At 68.8% G+C, this 20,618-nt stretch carries 24 protein-coding genes and 1 tRNA gene; 11 read left to right on the top strand and 14 right to left on the bottom strand.

Annotated elements, in window-relative coordinates; translation table 11 throughout:
- Positions 1-49: 49 nt before the first annotated feature.
- Genes ETD85_RS45385 through ETD85_RS45370 form a run of 4 tightly spaced genes read left to right on the top strand, consistent with a single transcriptional unit; the run spans position 50 to position 2,877 of the window.
- Positions 50-325 carry a hypothetical protein gene (locus ETD85_RS45385; RefSeq protein ID WP_138696052.1) on the top strand — a complete coding sequence of 92 codons (276 nt, stop codon included), beginning with the start codon at positions 50-52 and terminating at the stop codon, positions 323-325.
- A 1-nt stretch (position 326) separates the two neighbouring features.
- Positions 327-1,058: a prolipoprotein diacylglyceryl transferase gene (locus ETD85_RS45380; RefSeq protein ID WP_138696051.1), complete on the top strand. Its 732-nt coding sequence runs from the start codon at positions 327-329 to the stop codon at positions 1,056-1,058.
- The gene (locus ETD85_RS45375; RefSeq protein WP_138696050.1) at positions 1,055-2,602 is read left to right on the top strand and encodes a radical SAM protein; all 1,548 of its coding nucleotides are present in this window, start codon (positions 1,055-1,057) and stop codon (positions 2,600-2,602) included. Before ETD85_RS45380 ends, ETD85_RS45375 begins: the two co-directional genes overlap by 4 nt.
- Complete coding sequence (locus ETD85_RS45370; protein WP_240779855.1) at positions 2,599-2,877, top strand: hypothetical protein; 279 nt, start codon at positions 2,599-2,601, stop codon at positions 2,875-2,877. Before ETD85_RS45375 ends, ETD85_RS45370 begins: the two co-directional genes overlap by 4 nt.
- On the opposite strand, the gene ETD85_RS45365 is transcribed toward ETD85_RS45370, so the two are convergent.
- Genes ETD85_RS45365 through ETD85_RS45345 form a run of 5 tightly spaced genes read right to left on the bottom strand, consistent with a single transcriptional unit; the run spans position 2,867 to position 6,851 of the window.
- The gene (locus tag ETD85_RS45365; RefSeq protein WP_138696049.1) at positions 2,867-4,147 is read right to left on the bottom strand and encodes a TolB-like translocation protein; all 1,281 of its coding nucleotides are present in this window, start codon (positions 4,145-4,147) and stop codon (positions 2,867-2,869) included. The genes ETD85_RS45370 and ETD85_RS45365 overlap by 11 nt on opposite strands.
- Positions 4,144-4,611: a SigE family RNA polymerase sigma factor gene (locus ETD85_RS45360; RefSeq protein WP_138696048.1), complete on the bottom strand. Its 468-nt coding sequence runs from the start codon at positions 4,609-4,611 to the stop codon at positions 4,144-4,146. Before ETD85_RS45360 ends, ETD85_RS45365 begins: the two co-directional genes overlap by 4 nt.
- Before the next feature lie 49 nt (positions 4,612-4,660).
- Complete coding sequence (locus tag ETD85_RS45355) at positions 4,661-5,119, bottom strand: MaoC family dehydratase (RefSeq protein WP_138696047.1); 459 nt, start codon at positions 5,117-5,119, stop codon at positions 4,661-4,663.
- An 11-nt stretch (positions 5,120-5,130) separates the two neighbouring features.
- Positions 5,131-6,381, bottom strand: a complete 1,251-nt coding sequence (locus ETD85_RS45350) for a hypothetical protein (protein WP_138696046.1) — start codon at positions 6,379-6,381, stop codon at positions 5,131-5,133.
- Positions 6,378-6,851, bottom strand: a complete 474-nt coding sequence (locus ETD85_RS45345) for a SigE family RNA polymerase sigma factor (protein ID WP_240779854.1) — start codon at positions 6,849-6,851, stop codon at positions 6,378-6,380. Before ETD85_RS45345 ends, ETD85_RS45350 begins: the two co-directional genes overlap by 4 nt.
- Before the next feature lie 235 nt (positions 6,852-7,086).
- Here ETD85_RS45345 and ETD85_RS45340 point away from each other — a divergent pair, with 235 nt between their 5' ends.
- Positions 7,087-8,268: an ATP-binding protein gene (locus tag ETD85_RS45340; protein ID WP_138696044.1), complete on the top strand. Its 1,182-nt coding sequence runs from the start codon at positions 7,087-7,089 to the stop codon at positions 8,266-8,268.
- Positions 8,269-8,371: 103 nt separating this feature from the next.
- On the opposite strand, the gene ETD85_RS45335 is transcribed toward ETD85_RS45340, so the two are convergent.
- Together ETD85_RS45335 and ETD85_RS45330 are read right to left on the bottom strand one after the other, a co-directional pair.
- Entirely contained in the window at positions 8,372-9,163 is a 792-nt protein-coding gene (locus ETD85_RS45335; protein WP_240779853.1) for a MauE/DoxX family redox-associated membrane protein, read from the bottom strand.
- Positions 9,164-9,168: 5 nt separating this feature from the next.
- Positions 9,169-10,116, bottom strand: coding sequence for a hypothetical protein (locus tag ETD85_RS45330; protein WP_138696042.1), 948 nt, complete (start codon positions 10,114-10,116; stop codon positions 9,169-9,171).
- 216 nt (positions 10,117-10,332) lie between these two features.
- Between ETD85_RS45330 and ETD85_RS45325 the strand changes: the two genes are divergently transcribed.
- A complete protein-coding gene (locus tag ETD85_RS45325) occupies positions 10,333-10,842 on the top strand; it encodes a SigE family RNA polymerase sigma factor (protein ID WP_138696041.1) in 510 nt (169 codons plus the stop codon).
- Here the strand turns inward: ETD85_RS45325 and ETD85_RS45320 are convergent.
- The gene (locus ETD85_RS45320) at positions 10,799-11,284 is read right to left on the bottom strand and encodes a MarR family winged helix-turn-helix transcriptional regulator (protein ID WP_240779856.1); all 486 of its coding nucleotides are present in this window, start codon (positions 11,282-11,284) and stop codon (positions 10,799-10,801) included. The two genes, ETD85_RS45325 and ETD85_RS45320, sit on opposite strands and share 44 nt — an antisense overlap.
- A 104-nt stretch (positions 11,285-11,388) precedes the next feature.
- Here ETD85_RS45320 and ETD85_RS45315 point away from each other — a divergent pair, with 104 nt between their 5' ends.
- The 3 genes from ETD85_RS45315 to ETD85_RS45305 all read left to right on the top strand — a co-directional run bounded on the left by ETD85_RS45315 (position 11,389) and on the right by ETD85_RS45305 (position 13,038).
- On the top strand, positions 11,389-11,949 hold the full coding sequence (locus ETD85_RS45315) for a YceI family protein (RefSeq protein WP_138696039.1): 561 nt from the start codon (positions 11,389-11,391) through the stop codon (positions 11,947-11,949).
- A 210-nt stretch (positions 11,950-12,159) separates the two neighbouring features.
- A tRNA-Ser gene (locus ETD85_RS45310) sits at positions 12,160-12,248 on the top strand.
- Positions 12,249-12,684: 436 nt separating this feature from the next.
- Positions 12,685-13,038, top strand: coding sequence for a DUF2809 domain-containing protein (locus ETD85_RS45305; protein ID WP_170247186.1), 354 nt, complete (start codon positions 12,685-12,687; stop codon positions 13,036-13,038).
- Positions 13,039-13,133: 95 nt separating this feature from the next.
- On the opposite strand, the gene ETD85_RS45300 is transcribed toward ETD85_RS45305, so the two are convergent.
- Together ETD85_RS45300 and ETD85_RS45295 are read right to left on the bottom strand one after the other, a co-directional pair.
- Positions 13,134-13,355, bottom strand: a complete 222-nt coding sequence (locus ETD85_RS45300) for a hypothetical protein (protein WP_138696037.1) — start codon at positions 13,353-13,355, stop codon at positions 13,134-13,136.
- Between the two features lie 186 nt (positions 13,356-13,541).
- Positions 13,542-14,105 (bottom strand): hypothetical protein, encoded by a 564-nt coding sequence (locus ETD85_RS45295; protein ID WP_138696036.1) that lies wholly within the window; start codon positions 14,103-14,105, stop codon positions 13,542-13,544.
- A 276-nt stretch (positions 14,106-14,381) separates the two neighbouring features.
- Here ETD85_RS45295 and ETD85_RS45290 point away from each other — a divergent pair, with 276 nt between their 5' ends.
- Positions 14,382-15,002, top strand: coding sequence for a GNAT family N-acetyltransferase (locus ETD85_RS45290; protein ID WP_240779852.1), 621 nt, complete (start codon positions 14,382-14,384; stop codon positions 15,000-15,002).
- 65 nt (positions 15,003-15,067) lie between these two features.
- On the opposite strand, the gene ETD85_RS45285 is transcribed toward ETD85_RS45290, so the two are convergent.
- Positions 15,068-16,279, bottom strand: coding sequence for a serpin family protein (locus ETD85_RS45285; protein ID WP_138696035.1), 1,212 nt, complete (start codon positions 16,277-16,279; stop codon positions 15,068-15,070).
- A gap of 174 nt (positions 16,280-16,453) precedes the next feature.
- Positions 16,454-17,059 (bottom strand): TetR/AcrR family transcriptional regulator, encoded by a 606-nt coding sequence (locus ETD85_RS45280; RefSeq protein ID WP_138696034.1) that lies wholly within the window; start codon positions 17,057-17,059, stop codon positions 16,454-16,456.
- 168 nt (positions 17,060-17,227) lie between these two features.
- Between ETD85_RS45280 and ETD85_RS45275 the strand changes: the two genes are divergently transcribed.
- A complete protein-coding gene (locus tag ETD85_RS45275) occupies positions 17,228-17,989 on the top strand; it encodes a DUF998 domain-containing protein (RefSeq protein ID WP_240779851.1) in 762 nt (253 codons plus the stop codon).
- A gap of 82 nt (positions 17,990-18,071) precedes the next feature.
- Here the strand turns inward: ETD85_RS45275 and ETD85_RS45270 are convergent, their stop codons facing one another.
- Positions 18,072-20,045, bottom strand: a complete 1,974-nt coding sequence (locus ETD85_RS45270; protein WP_170247185.1) for a WD40 repeat domain-containing protein — start codon at positions 20,043-20,045, stop codon at positions 18,072-18,074.
- 246 nt (positions 20,046-20,291) lie between these two features.
- Positions 20,292-20,618 (bottom strand): helix-turn-helix domain-containing protein (locus ETD85_RS45265; protein ID WP_138696032.1); only part of this gene is annotated, 327 nt, incomplete at its 5' end.

Here is a 20,618-nt window from a genome sequence, read left to right as displayed (position 1 = left end):
AAGTGTATAAGAGACAGCCACCGGGTCCGTAGGTCTGCTCATCGGCCTGATGTTCGCCGGCCTGACCCTCTACAGCATCGTCAACACCCTGGTCGGCTTCTTCATCTTCGTCGTGGCCCTCAACCCCGAAGGCCCCACCGTCGCCTACATCGTGGCCGGCGCGATCATCCTGGCCCTCGTCGGCCTGGGCCTGGGAGCGGCGCTGGTGTTCATGCGCAAGCCCTGGTCCAAGGGCATGGGCCTGGGCCTCATGATCGGCTGGGCGCTCTGGTCGATCCTGTCCGCGGGCATCTGCACCGGCCTCAACCCGGGCCTGTACGGCTGACATGCCCTACCACGAGATCTTCGTAGGCCTCGGCGTGCTCGTCGCCTCCGTGGTCTTCGTCATGGAGGCCCGCAGAAGGGGCGCCTTCAACGAGCAGTCGCTGGTCGCCGTCACCGGCGCGCTGGTCGGCGGCGCGATCGGGATGCGGCTGGCCGGCTGGATGGAGACGCTCGACCTCGACGACCTGTGGCTGTACGGCTCCCGCAGCATCCTCGGCGGCCTGACCGGCGCGTACGTCGGAGTGCTGATCGCGAAGAAGGTCATCGGCTACCGGGAGCGGACCGGGGACCTGTTCGCCCCGGCCGTGGCGCTCGGCATGGCCGTCGGGAGGATCGGCTGCCACCTCACCGAGGCCCCGGGCCGCCCCACCGACCTGCCGTGGGGCGTGCACGCCCCGCCGACGACGCCCGAATGCCCCGGCTGCCTCACCGGGCAGGCCATGCACCCGTCGTTCGTGTACGAGATCATCTTCCAGCTCGCCGTGTTCGCCGCGCTCGTCTGGGCGCGCAGGCGGCTCACCCGGCCGGGCGAGCTGTTCACCCTCTACCTCGCCGCGTACGCCGCCTTCCGCTTCCTCGTCGAGTTCACCAGGGCCAACGAGACGGTCTGGCTCGATCTCACCAGACCCCAGTGGTTCCTGATCCCCGGCCTGCTGCTGCTCGCCCTCCGGCTCGGGTACGGCTGGCGGCGCGGCTACTACGATGCCCTTTTCCGGCGGAAGGTCATGACATGAGCACAGGGATGGGCCTGCGGGGCGACCGCATCCTCAGGTACGTCAACGCGTTCTGCCCCCACTGCCACGGCCGGGACCTCGACAAGGTCGAACGGCTGAGCGGCTATCTGGTCGCCCGCGACGGCAAGGTCTGGCTGGAGCGCGGGTGTCGCGAACACGGATTTATCAGCACGTTGTACGACGAAGACCCGGAAATCCTGGCGTACCTGGAGGAATGGACCGCCCCCACAAAGCAGCACATGCCGGATAGGTCGGGGAACTTTCTCCCCATCCCCAGCGCCTACCTCCACGGTCTCCCCGAGATGCAGACCCAGCACACCTGCATCCTCCTCGAAGACATCGCCGAAGCCTGCAACCTGCGCTGCCCCACCTGCTTCGCCGGCAGCGGGCCCGACCTGTCCGGGATCGTCCCCGTCCCCGACGTCCTCGCGAACGTCGACCAGCGGCTGGAAAGGGAGAACGGCAAGCTCGACGTCCTGATGCTCAGCGGCGGCGAGCCCACCCTCCACCCCGAGCTCAAGACCCTCCTCGCCGAGCTCTCGCAGCGCCCGGTCACCCGCATCCTGCTCAACACGAACGGCGTCCTCATCGCCAGGGACGACGCCCTGCTGGACCTGCTCACCGAGCACAGGGAGCGGGTCGAGGTCTACCTCCAGTACGACGGCAGCTCGGCCGACGCCTCCAAGCACCACCGGGGCGGCGACCTGACCCGCGTCAAGGCGCAGGCCGTACAGCGCCTGTCGGAGCGTGAGATCTTCACCACGCTGGTCATGACCGCCGCGCTGGGCGTCAACGACGGCGAGATCGGCGACGTCGTACGCCTCGCCCTCGACACCCCGTACGTCGGAGGCGTGTCCCTGCAACCCCAGTTCGGCTCCGGCAGGTCGGGCGCCATCGACCCGTCCGACAGGCTCACCCACACCGGCGTGCTCAAGCGCCTCGGCCCGCAGACCGGCGGCCTGGTGACCTGGCGCGACCTCACCGCCCTGCCCTGCTCGCACCCCCACTGCTGCTCGGTCGGCTACCTCATCCGCGACGACGCCCGGCAGTGGCGCTCGCTCACCGCGCTGATCGGTCATGACCGCCTCAAGGAGAACCTCGGCCTGGTCTCCAACCGCATCGCCGACACCGAGCTGCCGCGCGAGCTGCGGCTGGCCGTCCAGGAATCCCTGCTCGGCCTGCTGTCGGAGCAGTCGTCCCTGTCCCACCCGCAGATCGGCGACCTTTGGCGCAACATCTGCGAGAACTGCGACCTCGGCGTCTCCACCCTGCTCACCCTGGCCTCCTCCGCGCTGCCGGGCCGGCGCAGGAAGCTGCGCAGGATGCTGGGGGAGCGGGTCGTGCGCATCACGGTCAAGCCGTTCATGGACATCTCGACCATGATCGAGGAACGCCTCACGCAGTGCTGCGTGCACGTCGGCACGCGGGCCGAGCAGGACCAGTGCGCGCCGTTCTGCGCCGTGCAGGCCTGGCCGCAGCTCTCGCGGCAACGGCTGTCCAGCGTGGCGTCCCGTCCCCGGGCGCCGTTCGAGGTGGTCCTGTGAAGGACGGCCCGTACGAGGAGCCGCCAGGTGGTCCCGTGAAGAAGGACGGTCCGTACGATCCGCTCCGGTTGTGCGTGTACGCGACCGTGGCGCTGCTCGGCTGGCTGCTCGGGCCGTGGGCGGCGCTCGGGTTCGCGGCGCTGGGGTTCGCCGGCTACTGGAAGGCGCGGCGAGCCGGGCTGACCCGGAGCAAATGCGTGCTCAGGGACACCCGGCTCGTGCTGGCCTATCTCGGGCTGATCGGCGTCGCGGCGGTCGTGGCGATCATCGTGTGACGGCGGCCAGGTTCAGCACGGTGTACTCCTTGCCGCCCCCGCGCGTCTTGACCGTGCAACCCGCTTTCCCGCACTTCTCGTAGTACTGCAGATCGGCGTCCCAGGAGACCGTGGTGGACGGTGCGGAGGAGGACGCGCCCGTACCCACACCGCCGGACACCGGTCCGGCCGAGCGCTCACCGACCCCGGCCATCAGCCCGGTCGCCAGGTCGTACACCACGGCGACCGGCACCTCGGCCTGGTTCCGATCCGGTTCGTACGGTCTGAGCACCGCGTACCGGTCACCCAGCAGCAGTCGCAAGCCGTGCGGCCGCAGGGCCCGAGGCAGGCTCTTGCGCTCGGAGCCGTCGACGCGCTGCACGATCACGCGGTCGTCCAGGACGCCGACGCACCACTGCGCGTGGCACTGCATCACCCGCACGCCTTCGGGCAGCGAGACGTCGGACGACTGGCCGGTCTCCAGGTTGACGACGCGGGTCTGGTTCGCGTCCGGCCGGTCGCCGCTCCGGGCGGCCGCCCACGGCCAGGCGGACAGGCGCAGACCGTCCGTGCCGGGCAGCCGCTCGGGGACGCCGCCGGTCAGCGGCATGCGATAGACGCCGCCCTCCTTGACCGACCACACGAGGGAGTCGCCGGTGACGGCGATCCTCTCGACGTCGGCCGCGACCTCGCCCACGCGCCGGGCCTTGCCGCCCTCCCTGGGCATGATCCAGAAATCCGCCCAGTCGTCACTGTCCTGAGGCGTCTCGCCGTACCAGGCGATGTACTCGGCGCCGACCGCGATGTGCTGCGGGTAGTACTTCTTCCGCGGGCTGGGGATGTCGCCGAGCACGCGGATCGTCCCCGAGACCGAGTCGTACACCTCCAGCCGCCCGGCCTTCTCGAACGCCGAGTTCGCGACCAGCAGCACCTCGGTCGCGCTCAAGCCGGTCACCGGGTACGTCTTCCAGCCCTTGGCGTTCTTCACCGGCACCTTGACGACGGCCTGTGGCCACAGCTCGGCCGCCGGTCTCGTCTTCGGGACGGACGTCTCGGGTGCGGACGGGGTGACCGTGACGGCGGGCGGGGGCGGCTGCCGGTCCTCGCCCGACAGGACCGCCGTCGTACCGCCCGCGATCGCCACCACCGCGACCGCCGCGAGCAGGACCTGCACCCGCTGCCTGGTACGCCTGGCGCGCCGCCGCCGGGCCACGCCCTCCGCGAGATCGCGTCGCTCCACCTGGTCGGCAGCGGTGCGCAATGTCCGGATCAGGTCCTGTTCGCCTCTCATCGTGCCTCCTGAAACACGCGCTTGATCCGGAGCTTGTCCAGGGCACGGGCCGCCTGGCTGCGTACGGTGCCGCGAGAGACGCCGAGGATCTCGGCGATCTCCTTGTCCGGCAGGTCCTCGTAATAGCGCAGGACGAGGACGGCCCGCTGCTTGCGGGGCAGCTCCTGGAGGCCGGCCCACAGGGCGGCGTCGCCGTACCGGTCGTGCTCGCCGCGCTCGGGGACGGCGGCGACCAGATCCTCGCGGTGCCGCCGGCGCCACGACTTGATGTGCAGCCTGACCATGATCGTTCGCACGTACCCCTCGGGGTCGTGCTTCTTGCGCACGCGTGGCCAGGCGTCGCCCAGGCGGGCCAGTGCCTCCTGTACGAGATCGGCCGCGTCCTCGGAGTTGCCGGCCAGCACATAGCCGTACCGGAGGAGCGCGTCTCCCCGGGCGCGGACGAACTCGTCGAAATCTTCCACGAACCCAGGGATCGATGAGCGCGCGTTACTGTTGCACGGAATCAGCGGGTCATTGGGCGGGGACGTACAGGCTGAGGGTCTCGGCGATGCAGGCCGGCCGCTTCTCGCCCTCGATCTCGATCGTCATCTTCAGGTTGGACAGGTAGCCGGCCGGCGTGCCCTTGACGTCGCTGAGCTCGCCCTTGGCCCTGATCCGCGCGCCGACCAGCACGGGGCGGGGGAAGCGGACCTTGTTCAGGCCGTAGTTGACGCCCATCGCGATGCCGCGCACCTCGACCATCTCGAACATAAAAGACGGCAGCAGTGACAGGCTCAGGTAACCGTGGGCGATCGTGCCGCCGAACGGCCCCTCCTTGGCCCGCTCCACGTCCACGTGGATCCACTGATGGTCACTGGTGGCGTCGGCGAAGAGATTGACCTGGTCCTGAGTGACCGTGCGCCACTCCGTCGGGCCGAACGTCTCGCCGACGGCCGCCTTGAGCTCCTGAACATTCGCGAAGGTCCGCATGGTCCCGAACGCTATTGGGCGGGCGGGACGGCTGCCAAGTTCAGCACCTTGAACGTGCCGGGCTCGCCGTCCCAGTAGGAGATCGTGCTCGGCTCGGAGGACGTGCCGACGCCGTACATCTTGCTGCCCTGGCCGATTTCGGCCAGCTTGCCGGTGGCGCTGTCGTAGATGGTCGTCCCCCCGTTCAGGAACCGGTCGAGGATCGGGAACGGGATCATGGGGGACAGGCTGTGCAGGCCGGCGAGGCGGATCGTGCCTGTGCCGTCGAGGGACCGCGCGAAGTAGCCCTCATCGTCCCGTCCGCCGCACCAGGACGGCCCGCAGCGCAGGCCCTTCATCCCGTCGGGCGCGGCGATCACGGTGGTCGCGCCGCGCGCCAGGTCGACGAGCCTGGTCTGGTTGAGGTCCGGCTCCCTGGAGAAGCGGGCCACGTCCACGGCGTACGGCCAGGCGAGCAGGTGCAGCCCGTCGCCGCCGGGCACCTGCTCCGGCGTGCCGCCTTCGACGGGGACGCGCCAGAGGCCGCCGGACTGTTCCGACCAGTAGACGTGCTCGCCGCCGATCCCGATCGTGTCCATCCGCGCGTGCTCGCCGGTGAACGTCCCGAGCAGCTTCGGCTCGCCGCCGGACAGCGGGACCGTCCAGATCTCGCGTACGGGCGCGCCGTCCTTTTCGCCGTAGGCGTACCAGGCGAGGTTCTGGCCGTCGGTGGTCGCGGTCTGGGGGATGTACTTGGCGAGCCCGGGCGTGCGCGGCACCGTGGCGATCACGCGGGACTTGCCCGTGGCCGAGTCGTACACCTCGAACTTCCCGGCCCTCTCGAACGACGACTCGGCGCTCAGCAGCACCTCCGTGGCGCTGAGACCCGTGATGGGGCGGTAGCGCCAGCCGTCGGCGTTCTTGGCGGGCATGGTGAAGACCGCCTCGGGCCAGAGCTCGGCGGCCGGCACGGCCTGCTTGCCCGCCGGTGGGACGAGCGCCGCGGTCGCGGCCGGGCTCGGGGGCAGCATGGTCGCGGTGGCCGTGCCGCCGGTGGGAGGCGCGGCCACCCCGCCGTCGCCTCCGCCCGCACCGGGGAGCACGCCCCTGATCCCCGCCGCGCCCACGCCGATGACCACCACGGCCGCCACGGCCAGCGTCTGCGCACGCCGGCGGCTCCTGCGGTGCTTGCGGCGCGCGACCCCCGCCAGCAGGTCGCCGTCCTCGGGGGCGCGCGCGGCGGCCGACTGAAGCGCGTCGACCAGTTCGTCCTCAGACCTCACGACTGTCCCCTTTCGAGTATCCCCGGCTTGACCCGGAGCGTGTGGAGTGCCCGGAACGCCTGGCTGCGTACGGTTCCCCGGGAGATCCCGAGGATCTCGGCTATTTCCTGGTCCGACAGGTCCTCGTAGTAACGCAGCACCACGACGGCCCGCTGCTTGCGCGGCAGCGTGGCCAGCTCCTTCCACAGCTCGCCGAAGGAGTGGCTGTCGACGTAGGAGCCCTCCGGCACGTCGTCCGTCAGGTGCTCCTTGAGCCGCCGCCTGCGCCACCAGCTGATGTGCTGGCGGGCCATGATCGTCCGTACGTACGACTCGGGGTTGTCCTTGTCTCGGACCCGGTGCCAGCTGTCGTTCAGCTTCAGCAAGGCTTCCTGCGCCAGATCGGCGGCGTCGTCGGCGTTGCCGGTCAGCACGTAGCCGTATCTGAGCAGGGCCGAGCCCCGCGCCCGGACGAAATCCTCGAACTCCACACCTACACAGACGCCTCCGGTGTGGAGCCTGTTGCAAAGATCTTTACTCGAAACCATCGCATAGGTGTTCGAGTGCGCGCTACAGTTCTAGGTATCGAAATCGAACATGGGTTCGGCCTGGTGAGAGGGGGTGTGTCCGATGACGGTGCTCGCGCCCGCCCCTGCTCGGACACGCCGTAGCACTTTCTTCCCAAATCTAAGACGGCCGCTATATCCGGCAATAAAGTCCGAGAGCGTGGACCCTGTGCGAAACCCCTACGCTCCCGGCGCCGGGCAGCGTCCGCCGGAGCTCGCCGGACGCGACCGTGAGCTGCAGCAGTTCGAGGTCGTCCTGGAGCGAGTGGCCCGCGGTCGCCCCGAGCGCAGCATGGTCGTCACCGGCCTGCGCGGGGTGGGCAAGACCGTCCTGCTCAACACCTTCAAATCCATGGCCATGCAGCGGCTGTGGGGCACGGGCAAGATCGAGGCCCGGCCCGACCAGTCGATCAGGCGGCCGGTGGCCGCGGCGCTGCACATGGCGATCCGCGAGCTGGCCCCGCGCCACCGCGCGCCCGAGCGCATCGAGGAGTTCCTCGGCGTGCTCAAGGCGTTCGCCATGCGCGATCCGGCGGCGGCCAAGGGCACCTCGCACTGGTCGCCCGGCATCGAGGTGCCCGCCAGCCGCGGGCGCGCCGACTCGGGCGACCTGGAGATCGATCTCACCGAGCTGTTCGTGGACGCCGCCTCCGTGGCCACCGACCTCGCCGTCGGCATCGCGCTGTTCATCGACGAGATGCAGGACGTGCAGGCCGCCGACGTCTCCGCGCTCTGCGCGGCCTGCCACGAGCTCTCCCAGTCCGGCGGGCCGCTGATCGTGGTGGGGGCCGGGCTGCCGCACCTGCCGAGCGTGCTGTCGGCCAGCAAGAGCTATTCGGAGCGGCTCTTCCGCTACGCCCGCATCGACAAGCTCGACCGCGACGCGGCCGATCTCGCGCTGATCCTGCCCGCCCGCGAGGAGGAGGTCGAGTTCACCCAGGAGGCGCTCGACGCCCTCTACGAGGCGGCCGACGGCTACCCCTACTTCGTGCAGGCCTACGGCAAGGTCGCCTGGGACCTGGCGCCGCGCACCCCGATCACCATCGAAGACGTCAAGGTCTCCGCGCCGGAGGCCGAGGAGGAGCTCGCGGTCGGGTTCTTCGGCAGCCGCTACGAGCGGGCCACCCCGGCCGAGCGCGACTACATGCACGCCATGGCGCAGATCGGCGACGAGCCGGTCGCCACCGCGGAGGTGGCCGACGCCCTCGGGCGAAAGCCGTCCAGCCTCTCGCCCGCCCGCGACAGCCTCATCAAGAAAGGGCTCATCTACAGCGCCGAGCGCGGCCTGATCGCCTTCACGGTGCCGCACTTCGGCAGGTTCTTGCGCGCTCAACCGATCTGAGCGACGCCCCTAGACCTCTATTGGGCTGTCTAGTGGGGAAGCTAGACAGCCCAATAGAGCTATATCAGCCTGCCTGTCGAGCGAAATCTAGCGCTCTCTAGCGTCAGGCCGATACTGGCGTATATTCCGGCAGAGACCCGCTGTCCTCCCCGCTGACCACGGCCATCCGCACCGCCGGGCGCCGCCCGCTCAGATAGACGGCGAAGACGACGTCGTCCTGATCGCGGTTGCGGAAGGCGAAGAAGCGCCAGCACAGCTCGCGCCAGCTGTCGTACGGCTCGGCCGAGGTCAGCTCGCCCTGGTGGGCCCGCCAGGTGCCGCTCGACCTGAGCCTGGACAGGGTGACCGACTCGGCGGGGCCGCGGCGCTGCTCGCAGGGGGCGCGATACCGTACGCGGTCGATCAGCTCCTCGATCTCGGGCGACAGCGCAGCCAGCACGGCCACCCCCGCGGCCGTCAGCCACGACGGCTGGGTGAACGCCTGCCACCCGGCGACCGGCGCCCACACCGACACGCCGGCCATGCCGGTCAGCGTCACCGTCCGGCCGATCGACCGCAGCCCGACCGGCGCCGAGCTCACCTCGCCGAAGCAGCCGCAGCCCGCGTCCGGCCGCCGCCGGCGCAGCTCCAGCAGCACGTACGTGGACAGGGCGAAGAAGGCGACCGTGCCCCACCTGAAGAAGGGATGCGTGGTGAGCAGCAGCCCGGCGGCCAGCACCACCTCGCCCCCGGCGCAGACCAGCAGCGCCGGCACCTGCATGCGGCCGGGAACCAGCACCGCGGGCCCCAGCCTGGCCAGCGCGCCCGGCTCACCCCCGGACCGCACCGTGATCACCTTGGCCACCGTGCCCATGCAGAGAAGCACGATCAGGAGCGGGACCTGCGATTCCAGCACGCGTGTCACCCCAATCCGAGCTGAGCGTTGAAGCACCCTTTGACCAAGTCGCCGCCCAGCTCCACGTAGGAGAACGGTGACAGCTCCGCGATCCGCCCGCGCGGCGAGGTGTCGCACTCGACGCAGCGGTCGCAGAAGCGCCCGGCCAGGCATCCGCAGGCGACCACCGGCACGTTGGCGGAGCGGTTGGAGCACAGGTTCCTGACCTGCAGCAGCGATCCGACGGCGAGGTAGGGCAGGCCCGCGCACGACAGGCCGGCGTCGGCGCAGCCGGTGTCAGAACGTTCCAGCATCGGATAGGCCGCGCCGCGCTCTTCCTCGTCGAACGTGTCCGACCAGGTGACCGTGCCGGAGATGCGCGACTGGATGCCCGCGTACGCCGGCGGCGGGTCCGGCACCGCGCGCGCCGGGTAGGCGGGCTGCGAGGTCGCGGGTAAGAGCGCCAGGCCGGCGCCGTCCTGCCTGATCCCGATCGCGTCGAACAGGTAGCCGGGCTCGAACTTCGGGTGCCGCACCTGCAGCCGCCCGGTCGCCCGGTAGGGGATGAGGATCGTCCGGTGCCCCCGGTGCGGCCCGCAGTCCAGCTCGACGGTCAGTTCTTTACGTCCGCTGATCGACAGGATCGTTCCCGTGATGCGCGTGGTGCCGGCCCAGATCCGCTCGACCACGCGCCCTTCGCGCAGGGCCCGCATCATGACCATGGAACCCACGGGGAGATCGGCGGGGCGGACGTCGGCGCCGTGCCAGGCGGTGGCCCACGGCGCGATCACCAGGCGCTCCTCGGCGCCGGCGGGGGTCTCGATGATGATGAGATGCGGGCTGATGTCAAGGATCTCACCGGCTACGGCGCGTAAAGGCTCGCCGTTGCCCGGGTCAGGGCCGGGAACGCCGGACTCGCGGCCGAGCGCGGCCGCGGCGAGCACCCGGCGGCGCTCAACGCTCGGATACCCCATCCGCCCTCCCTCGTCGGGTACTAGATTCACACGACTTCGGGGTGGCTCACACCGTAGCGCCGCAGAACAGTGCAAAATACGCATCCCCTGGGGAGGGACTTCACCCCCATCGTCGAAGAAACCGCCACCGACCTTGAACTACCTTTATCGTCGGCGGGCCGAAACCTGAATTCTGGTTCAGGCTGAATAGGGCATCCGGCTGCGATTCTGGCCACGATGCAGACCACCGGCTGGGAAGAAGAGTTCCGCGAGTACGTCACGACCCGCGGACCTGCTTTGCTGCGCACGGCGCACCAGCTCACCGGACACCCGCTGGATGCGGAGGATCTGCTGCAGAACGCGCTGACCAAGACATATCTGGCCTGGGACCGCATCGAGGACCGGGGCGCGCTGGACGGCTACGTCCGCCGGGCCATGGTGAACATCAACATCTCGCAGTGGCGCCGACGCAAGCTGGAGGAGTACCCGTCGGACGAGCTGCCGGAGGTGGTCACGCACGAGCCGGCCAGCTGCGGCACCCTGCACGAGCTGCTCGAACAGGCCCTGGACGAGCTCCCCGAGCGCATGCGGGCGGCGATCGTGCTGCGCTACTACGAGGACATGACCGAGCCGGAGATCGCGAAGACGCTGGGGATCAGCGTCGGGACGGTCAAGAGCACGGTGTCGCGGGCGATGACCAAGCTCAGGGGCGCACTGGGGCTTCCGCCTCAACCGCCCCGGCAGTAGCGCAGGGGCGTACGACGGCTCTGATCTTGCGCAGGCTGTCCAGGAACGCGCTCAGCTCGCTCTCGCTCAGCAGCCCGGTGAAACAGTCGTCGATGTCCTGGATGTGCTGGGGCAGCACGCCCTCCAGCCGCTCGCGCCCGGCGTCGGTGAGCGCGGCGTAGGAGGCCCGGCGGTCGCTGGAGCACGCCTCGCGCCGCACCAGCCCTTCGCGTTCGAGCCGATCGACCACCCTGGTCACGCCGCTCGTCGACAGCCCGGTCTGGGCGGCGAGATCGCTCATCCGCAGCCGCTGGTTGGGCGAGCGGGCCAGCCGGATGACGGTCTCGAAATCGATCTCCGACAACCCCGCCGCGCTCAAGACCGGCAGGAACCTGCCCAGCAGCCCGGCATGCACCTCGGTCAGCAGCCCGATGGCCGTCAGCCGCGGGTCGTCAAAGTTCATCACGCTCATACTCTAACCGACGATAGTTGACGTGCGGAATATTCCTCGTGTAGACATTTGTTGCCGCAGACATCCGCACCGCAACCTCTCCAAGGAGAACCCCGATGAGCACCCGTACCTGGGAGTCCCTGACCCTCCCCGCCGCCGGCACCTACAACCTTGACGCTGCCCACACCCGGATCGGTTTCGTGGTCAAGCACATGATGGTCAGCAAGGTCCGCGGCCACTTCGACAGCTTCACCGGCTCGGTCACGGTCGCCGAGAACCCGCTGGAGTCCACCGCCGAGCTGACGATCCAGACGGCCAGCATCACGACGGGCGTGGCCGACCGCGACGGTCACCTGCGCAGCGACGACTTCCTGTCGGTGGAGAAGTACCCTGAGATCACCTTCAAGAGCACCCGCGTGGTGGGCCACTCGGGCGACGAGTTCACCGTCGTCGGTGACCTGACCGTCCGCGACGTCACCAAGGAGATCGAGCTGACGGTCGAGTACGGCGGCGCCGGCACGAACCCCTGGGGCCAGGCGCTCTGGGGCTTCTCGATCACCACGGAGTTCGACCGCGAGGACTTCGGCCTGACCTGGAACCAGGCGCTGGAGACCGGCGGCGTGCTGGTGGGCAAGAAGATCAAGATCGAGATCGAGGGCGAGGCGAACCCGGCCTAAGTTGCCCTGTTCGGCTTGTTTGTCGACAGGCGAGGCGACCCCTTTGCCCGGGTTATCCACAGCCCGAAAGCCCGCCCATGCTCTGGGCGGGCTTCATCCACAGGTAGTTACCCACAGGCTGTTGATAACTCTTGGTGAAGGCTGGCCGGGCAATCGCTTTGCTGCCTCGCCAGAAGGCCGGTACGCTGTGCTGAGCCGCGGTGGCTACCGGGAGGATTCGCCTAGTCAGGTCTATGGCGCCGCACTGCTAATGCGGTTTGGTGGCAACACCATCCGGGGTTCAAATCCCCGATCCTCCGCAGGTGAAAGGCCCTCGCCCCAGTCTTGGGGCGAGGGCCTTCTTGTGTGCCGGGAGTCATAGTTGCAACGGCGCTACGAGTTTCCCCAGAGTGCGCAGGCCAGGCCTTGCGATTTCCAGGCGGACGGTCATGCGGCGTCTGGGTGGGCGGACAGATCAGGATGCTTTCGACCGAGCGTGGTGGAACCTACCCGGCGGTCGAGGCGTTTGCGCTGTGGACCCGGCGGGCGTGGTTTCTGATGAAGCAGAGGGCCCGAGGAGTGGGGTGGTGGCTGGGCGAGGATGTGGTTCCAGCGTGCGGGCATGTCGTCGCCATGGCACTCCAGCGCGGTCGCTGACCTGGCGCGATCAGCATGCCGCCACGAGGGACGAGCTCTATGATCGGTTCGTCCTGATCGTTGAGATTCGGAGAAGATGTCAATCTCATGCGCCGCGCCATGGTCCTTCTGGGTGGCGTCGCCCTCGCCGTCGGCGCGTTCGCCCTCTTCTACCGGGGCCCGGGACAACCGTTCATCCGCGGTTACGTGAGCGACGTCGGCGCCACCATGCTGGTCTACGCGTTCTTGGGGCTGCTGTGGCGCACCACCGCCGCACGCCGCACCCTGGCCACGGCCGCGATCGCCGCCGCTGTCGAGTTCTACCAAATAGTCGGCATGACCCCGCCGGGCATCGGCGGTGTCCTGGTCGGCGCGTTCCCCGACGCATGGGACCTGATCGCCTATGCCATCGGTGTGGTCGCGGCCCTGGTCTGGGAACGCCGATCGGTCCGATCCGGTGATCAGACCGGCTGACGCTTGGACGCCACCCCACCGGCACGCTGATGGTACGGATGCTCCCACAGCGGCGAGGTCATCGGGTTCGTCCTGCGCGGCGGCCACTTCGGAAATCACTGGAGATGGGGTGCTCCGAGGAAATGGGTGCTTGGCCAGCAGATCGAGTCCCGCTCCAGCAGTCCTGCACAGGCCCCCGCGATGCGTGGGCTGGAGGCCAGCGGTAGTTCGACGGCGCGCGTGAGTTCGATGAGATTGATGCCGTCGATCAGGATGTCCAGGTGCGGATAGGCGCTGGGGGCGACCGGCCCCGCAACGCGGAACTCGATCGCATTCACGGCGACACCTCATGTCCTGGCTTTGGACGCCTTACCGCTTTTGGAAGGTCAGGAATATAACGCGACAGGGAGTCTGGGGTACCTACCGCCGCGACCTTGCTCGCCTCCGCTCTCTGGGGCGGTCCCCGGAAATCACCCGGATGGCGTTCGCGGGGGCCGGCGGCCGGCCAGCCGACCTCCGGGCGGTCAGCCGACAGAGGGAATGCCTACCCTGGCCGCGAACTCGGCGGTGAAGACGACCATGACGTCGTCGGTCCCCAGGTGGTAGACCTCAGTTGGCGGCCACTCCGCCGGGCTCCCGGCGGCTATCCACACGGCCTTCTCCCGCGAGCACAACCTGATCGCGTTCGGCGTCCGAAGCTCCCTCTCTGTGTCTTGGGACCAGGTGATATCGACCCGGGTGAGTTTTCGGGCGGCGAGGCTCGACCAGCGTGGGTGATCGGTCACGTCCACCGCCGTCGACCCAAAGGGCTCTCCGATCCTCCGCAGGTGAGCGGTCATCGGCTCAGGGAAGACTTCAAGCCCGAAGTGGTCGAAGCTGCTGCCCCACACAGCCGAGAAGCAAGCGCCTTCGTCGGTGGAGAGTTCCACTCCCATGGTGGGCTGGTGCCACGTTCCGAAGTCCCACTCCTCGGCCTCGCAACCGTCCTCGCCGCCCATCAAGGGGTAGTAGACGACCCTGTGGATACGTCCGCCTCGCAGCATGGCGGCCGTACGTTCGTACTCCACCTCGGTCAGCGGCGACGACATCGGTACAGCATCACCCGAGACGGGCATCCTGCGCCATCGCATTTCTGCGGTTCGCGACTCGGCCGACCGGTTACGGCACGAGCCGTTGCCACCAGCCCCGCAACCATGACCCCCCACGAAGATCGAAAGGCCGCCAAACCGCAAGGTCCAGGTAGAACATGCTGGTGGTCAAGCACCGTGACGGCGACGTTTCGTTCGGATTCGACGGCCCTTGAGGGTGCGCCGGTCAGTGACTACGGTCTGCGGATGGTCACTTTGCGGGACATTCTTGCCGGTGTGGCTAGCGGACATATGCCCCAGCCTGGGGCCGGCCCCACGATCGTCCCGCAGCCGTCCCCGCGTGACGCGGGAGTGATCGCCTTCACCGCGCACAACGTGATCTACGCCGACCTCGACGAGGACTGGATCAGATCCCGGCTTCCCGACGGAGACCTGTCGGCGCCGCTCAACCCGCCCTTCCTCAGGGAGCTGGAGGAACGCACGGGGCGCAGGGTCAGCAGCATCGACCTGCTCGCGCTGGCTGCCCCCTGTGTCGGTCCTCCGCCGATCGAACTGGTCGAGGTCACGGATGCGGCCCATCCTCGTGTCCGGCGCGCCCGCCGCTATCGGGACGATGTACGCGTCTGGACCTGCCGAGGGGGTTTGCTGGTCATCGGACGAGGCGTCGCCGGGCGATGGGAGGTCGCGATCGAGGTCGATTCGGCCAGCCGGGGACGTGGTCTGGGCCGGGCCCTCGCCCGCGCCTCCAGGCATGTCAGCACGCACCCCCTCTGGGCCCAGATCGCCCCGGGCAACGCGGCGAGCGTCCGGACATTCCTCGCCGCCGGCTTCGTCCCGATCGGCGCAGAGGCGCTTCTCGTCCCACCTTCCCGTTCGGAAGGCATGCTCCACGACTGACAGGGAGGCGGTCGACGGCATCTGAGGGCGACCCGGCGATGCGATTCATGATCCGGAGCCCCTTATTACAGTGTCCAGTCGCTGGGTTCCGCAGAGTAGGTTTCGGGCTCGTCGACCCAACCGGCGGTCAGGATGAGGTGGCTTCTGCGGTCGACAGTGAGGAATCCGAAGGGGCGGGCGAAGTCGAGGTCGATGTGCCGTACGCGATAGGGAGGTGGAGGCGCTATCGCGCCCGCGACGGCACCGATGGCGGTCACCGCGGCAGACTCGAAGCCTGTGGCCTGAAAGGAGGCGACGGCGCTCTGCCGGGCCTGGGTGACGGCGAGAGGCATGGCGCTGATACCGGGGAAATGACCAGACCTCGCGTCGGTCACCGTTGCCAGGCCGAATACCTCTGGCAGGTCCAGGAGGTCATGTTCGGAGGTGACGGTGAACCGTGGCACCCTGACGTTCAACGCGTCGTCAGGGGCATGGTCGCGGGCGAAGCGAACGGTTATTCCGGGGCCTTGGCTGCCTGCACCGAGGACGCCGGCTTCGGTGGCGGGGTGGCGCCCGGCCAGTACGTCGATACCCGCGGTGAGAACGTGGCCGGGTTTCATCGAGTCCGCACCAAGAACGAGGTGGACGTCGATTCCACCGGTGCCCATGACGCGAAGCAGGGTCAGGGGGCCGGCGGGGGTATCGGCGATTCTGGCTCGGTCGAGTACTCGGGTGCTGCGGCGTAACACGTGGATCTCGCGTCCGGCCCAGGGTCCGGTCTCGAACATGCCGACGCCGTCGGTGAACGGGCGTAGCCACGTGGTGCGAACGGTGAGCGCCATGGCCAGGACCAAGAGCATCTGCTCGGTAACTTGGAGGGGCATGGCGGGGATGAGCCCGCCAGTCTGCTCGTACGCCCACCTGTCGAGCCGGAGCTGGTCCGCAGCCGGGTCTGAGGTCAGCTCGCCGCGCATGCCAGGGGGAAGGGCGCTGGTCCAGGCCGGACGCAGCGGCAGGTTCGGCCGGAACCACAGGCCCAGCGCTGCACGGATGGCCGGAGACCCATCCATGATCGACAGGACGGCTTGGGCTGTTTGGGCGGCGGTGGCGGCGTCTGTCCCGACGGCCTCCTGTAGCTCCCTGCGCCCCTGCCCATCGGCGGCCGACGCCAGGTACGCCAGCAGCGGCCAGGCGCCTGCACCGGCCATCACGACCGATCCCCCCGAACAGGTCTCCGCCCATCGGGCGGTCAGTGCATTCGCGGGGGTCACCGGGGTCTGCCGGTATGGCGAGTGCATGCGGGTGACCGTACAAGGGGTACGTGACTTGGGCGAGGGCATTTCGGCTCAGGTTGAGCGCCAAGGGCCTCGATTTGTACAGCGCCATTCAGGGCAGGAGGGACCGATCGGGCAACGCCATGCGGGTTCAAATCCTCGGTCCTCGCGCTGGCGAAAGGGCCTCGCCCCCAGCCTTCACCCTGATGCGCTCCAGCCTCCGGCCTCCTGGTAGCGCGCCCAGCCTTCATCGAGGAGCCGGAACCCTGCATCGATGGTCGATTCTGGATCTGCCTCGTGGGTGGCGCTGAGCTGGATATGCAGGGCGAAGCGGACGTAGAAGCGGATCTCGTCGTTCGGCTCCGTGAGCCCGAACTCCTTGGTGATCGCGGCAACCAGGGCGCCCTCATGGCGGAACCACATCTTCTCCGCGTAATCGATAAGGGCCGGTGTCTCCTCCATGAGAGTGAGGATCTGGCGTTGGGGCCCGGACCTCATCGCGGCGATCTCGGAGAGATAGTGCGCCTTCAGCGCGTCGGAGATCGTGGTTCCCGGCGCCCGGCTGCTCACCGCGGCCACGAGGCGCTCATGCCGTTCGTCCTCGTCGCTGAAGACAAGCGCCTCCTTGTGCGCGAAATGCGTGAAGACCGTCTTGGGTGAGACGTCCGCCTTGTCCGCGATCTCGCGAACGCTGACCCCGTCGAAGCCGCGCTCGAGGAAGAGCGCCGTTGCCGCGTCCAGGATCGCCGCCCGGGTTGCCGCCTTCTTGCGTTCGCGCCGTCCCACGACCGTTCCATCCACCATGGCTGGATCCTACTAGTGCCGGACTCTAACTATATTGACGGTAAAAGTAGTCTCGGTATAGTAAGTGTGTGAGTGAAGCTAAATCGGGACGCGGGCATCCCCGATGCTGCCTCGACTCGGCGCGCACCTGCACCGACCACGGTGCCCGCGCCGACACGTGAAGGGACCATGACCATGGCCGGAAACATCGACTCGCTCTCGAACCTCGATCGAGACGAACCCGTAAGCGGCGCAGAGCCTGAAGCGCCAGCCCCCGACGCACGTCGGCCTTCGCAGCGCCGGACCGCGGGCGCGTTGCTCATCGCCGGGCCGATGATCTTCTTACTTGCCGAGTTCATCGCCGCCGCGGCATGGACGGATCCGCCCTACAGCTACACGTACCACTTCATCAGCAATCTCGGAGTCCACGGGCCCTCGACGCTGTTCGGGCAGTACATGCATTCACCCCTGGCGTGGGTGATGAACACCGGCTTCTTCCTGTTCGGGATCACCATCCTGGCCGGTGTCGCGGTGCTGCGCGGTCTGCTGGGCTGGCGCCGCTGGGCAGCGCTCGTGCCCGCGGCGCTGCTGGCCGCCGGCGGCGTCCTGCTGGGACTGTTTCCCGGATCCGGCGAGGCGATGAACGACGGCACCGGCGACTTCCATGCCTTGGGCGCCCTGGCCGGCTTCGTCGGCGCCAACGTACTGGCCATCGTGCTCGGGAGCATGCACCGACGCGTCGGACTTTCTCTGAACCTCGGGCGAACGCTGGTCACGGTCGGCGTGATCGGTCTGGTCTCGATGGTGGCCTACTTCGCCGACCTCATTTCCGGGGCCAACATCCTCGTCGGCCTCATCGAACGCGGCGCCGTCCATCCGTTCCTGCTCGGCCTCGGCTGCGCGGGAATTTCCATCTGGCGTGGGGGCAGCCGTCCCCCAGCGACTGGCTGAGCTGGTTGTTTACTGTCTGCGGCTGTTCGTTCGCGGGGGCCTTCTATCGTGGGGCGCGGCGGCAGGTCGAACCATGCCACGGTCAGCTCGACCGGGTCGCGGTGAGTACGGCGATGTCGCGGTCGAAGCAGACGATGACGTGGCCCTGCGGGGTGGCGGCGACGGCGTTGACGAAGCCGGGGAATGCGTGGTCAGGGCCGATCTTGTCGAAGGTGATGAGGCTCCATACCGACACCGTTCGGTGGCCGGCGGTAACTGCGATGGGGTGGCCGTCGACCGTGGTGGCGGCGAGTGCGCTCACGGTTCCCGCGGGAAGCCGGCCGATCTGCTGAGCGGTGGCGACGTCCCATACCTTCATCGGTGGATCGCGCCAGTCGTCGTTCGTGGTGATGGCGATGGGTCGTCCGTCCACGACGGTGGCGGCCACGAGGCGTACCGGCTTGCCGTTGCTTCCGGTGGTCTGGAGCCCGGTGTCGCGGTTGGTGGCGAGGTCACGGACCCGGAAGCCGCCGCCCCACCGTCCGAGCAGGGCGACGGGCTGGTCGCCGAGCGTGGTGGTGGCCAGGTCGTGCACCCATCGATGGTCGCTCTTGCGGGGGCTGCCGGTCTCTTCGCCGGTGCGGAGATCCCATAGCCGGATGGTCTTGTCGTCGCCGGCGGTGATGGCCCGGGGCGGGGCGCCGGTGTCGTCGGCCGCGACGGCGGTGATCGGACCGTGGTGGGTGGTCAACGGTGCTCCGGCCGCTCTCCCCAGCGTGAGGTCCCAAAGCAGGACATTGCCGTTCTTGCCGCCGGCGATCGCCACCGCGTTACCGTCCACCTGGGTCGCGGCCAGAGCAGTGACGGCGCCGGTGTCGTCCGTGAGCGGCCGGCCCACCTGATCGCCGGTTTCCAGATCCCATACTCGTACGGTTTCGTCCTCGCTGCCGGTGACCGCCACCGGCCGGCCGGCCACCGAAGTGGTGGCCACCGCCGTGATCGTGGCGTCATGGCGAACTGGTTTGCCGGCCGGTTCGCCGACGACCAGATCGGACACCCGGACCGACCCGCCGTCGCAACTCGACATCACCGCCTGCCGGCCATCCATCACGGCCGTGGCCAGCGCATGCACCGTGCGGGGATGCTGAGGGAACAGCTCACCGACCAGCTCGGCCGTTTTCAGGTCCCACACCTGGATGGTCGGCTCGTTGGAATTGCAGGTGATCGCCAATAGGCGGCCGTCCACAATCGTGGTCGTCACCGCCTCCAGGTCCGCGGATCGGGGGAGGTCACCGACCGGAAGTCCGGTGGCCAGGTCCGACACGCGGGTGGTCGTCCGGTAGCCACCGGAGACGACCACCAGATGGCCGGCCGTCAGCTCCGCGACCGCAAGCGCGCCCACGTGTCCGCTGTGGCCAGTGAACGGGCTGCCCACCGGATCACCGGTATCCAGGTCCCATACCCGGACTGTTCGGTCGCCGCCCGTGACAGCTACCCAGCGGCCGTCCAGCACGGCGGTCGCCACCGCGTACACCGGGCCGGTGTGACCGCGGATCGGCGCCAGCACCTCCTGCCGCTTTTCCAGATCCCACACCCGTACGGTCGTGTCGTAGCAACCGGTGACCACCACCGGGCGGCCATGGCGTTCCGCGATCGCGAGGGCCTCCACGTTGTCAGCCTGAAGGTGGAACGGCTCACCCACCGGCCTGCCGGACGCGAGTTCCCACACCCGTACGGTGCCGTCGTCGCCACCGCTGACCACAACGGGACGACCGTCCAGAACCGACCTCGTCAGCGCCCGCACCGCGTTCGTGTGACCAGCCCATGAGGCGCCGACCTGCTCGCCGGTCGCCAGATCCCAGACCCGTACGGTGCCGTCACCGCCTCCGGTGACCGCTACGGCACGGCCGTCGAGGACCGCGGTCGTCACCGCCGCCACCCAACTGGTGTGACCGTCGGTGGTGCCTAACGGCGGGCATGCTGTCACGCCCTTCGGCAGCAAGCTGGTCCAGGTCTGCTGCACCCGCCAGGCAGCGGGACGAACGGCCGGGACCCCATCGCGGGACAGTGGCGACATGCCGCGCATCGTAGTTGCTGGAATCTGGACGCGTCCGAGGAAACCTGGAGTGATCGTCTTTCCGGGGTGGCGGGTGCGTGGCTGGAGCTAGCGGGACCCATGAACAACATGGGACGGTCCTCCCTGCGCTGCTGATGCGGGTTGGCGGCCACGCCCTCCCGGGGCTTCAAATCCCCGATCCTCCGCAGGTGTAAAGCTCTTTACCGATCTTCGCTCGATCCCGACAAGGTGGCCGAGACCGGCGCGTCAGCTGAAAGAGCGGCGGTAGGCGTGTGGGGTGACGCCGGTGGTGCGTTTGAAGCGGTCGCGGAAGGCCGTGGGCGAGCCGAAGCCGACCTGGGCGGCGATGCGCTCGACGGAGTGGTCCGTGGTCTCCAGGAGGTGCTGGGATCGGCGGATGCGGGCCCGGTGCAGCCATTGGAGCGGGGTGGTGCCGGTCTGCTCGCGGAAGCGGCGGATCAGGGTGCGGGTGCTGGTTCCGGAACGGGCGGCGATGTCGGCGAGGGTGAGGTCGCGGCCGAGGTTGTCCTGCAGCCAGGTGAGCAGGGGCTCGAGGGCGGAGCCATGGGGGGC

It is taken from the genome of Nonomuraea zeae (assembly GCF_005889725.1).
In the GTDB taxonomy this organism is placed as follows: Bacteria; Actinomycetota; Actinomycetes; order Streptosporangiales; family Streptosporangiaceae; genus Nonomuraea; species Nonomuraea zeae.
Note: the sequence above shows the minus strand (reverse complement) of the source record. Positions and strands in the feature narration are given on the sequence as shown.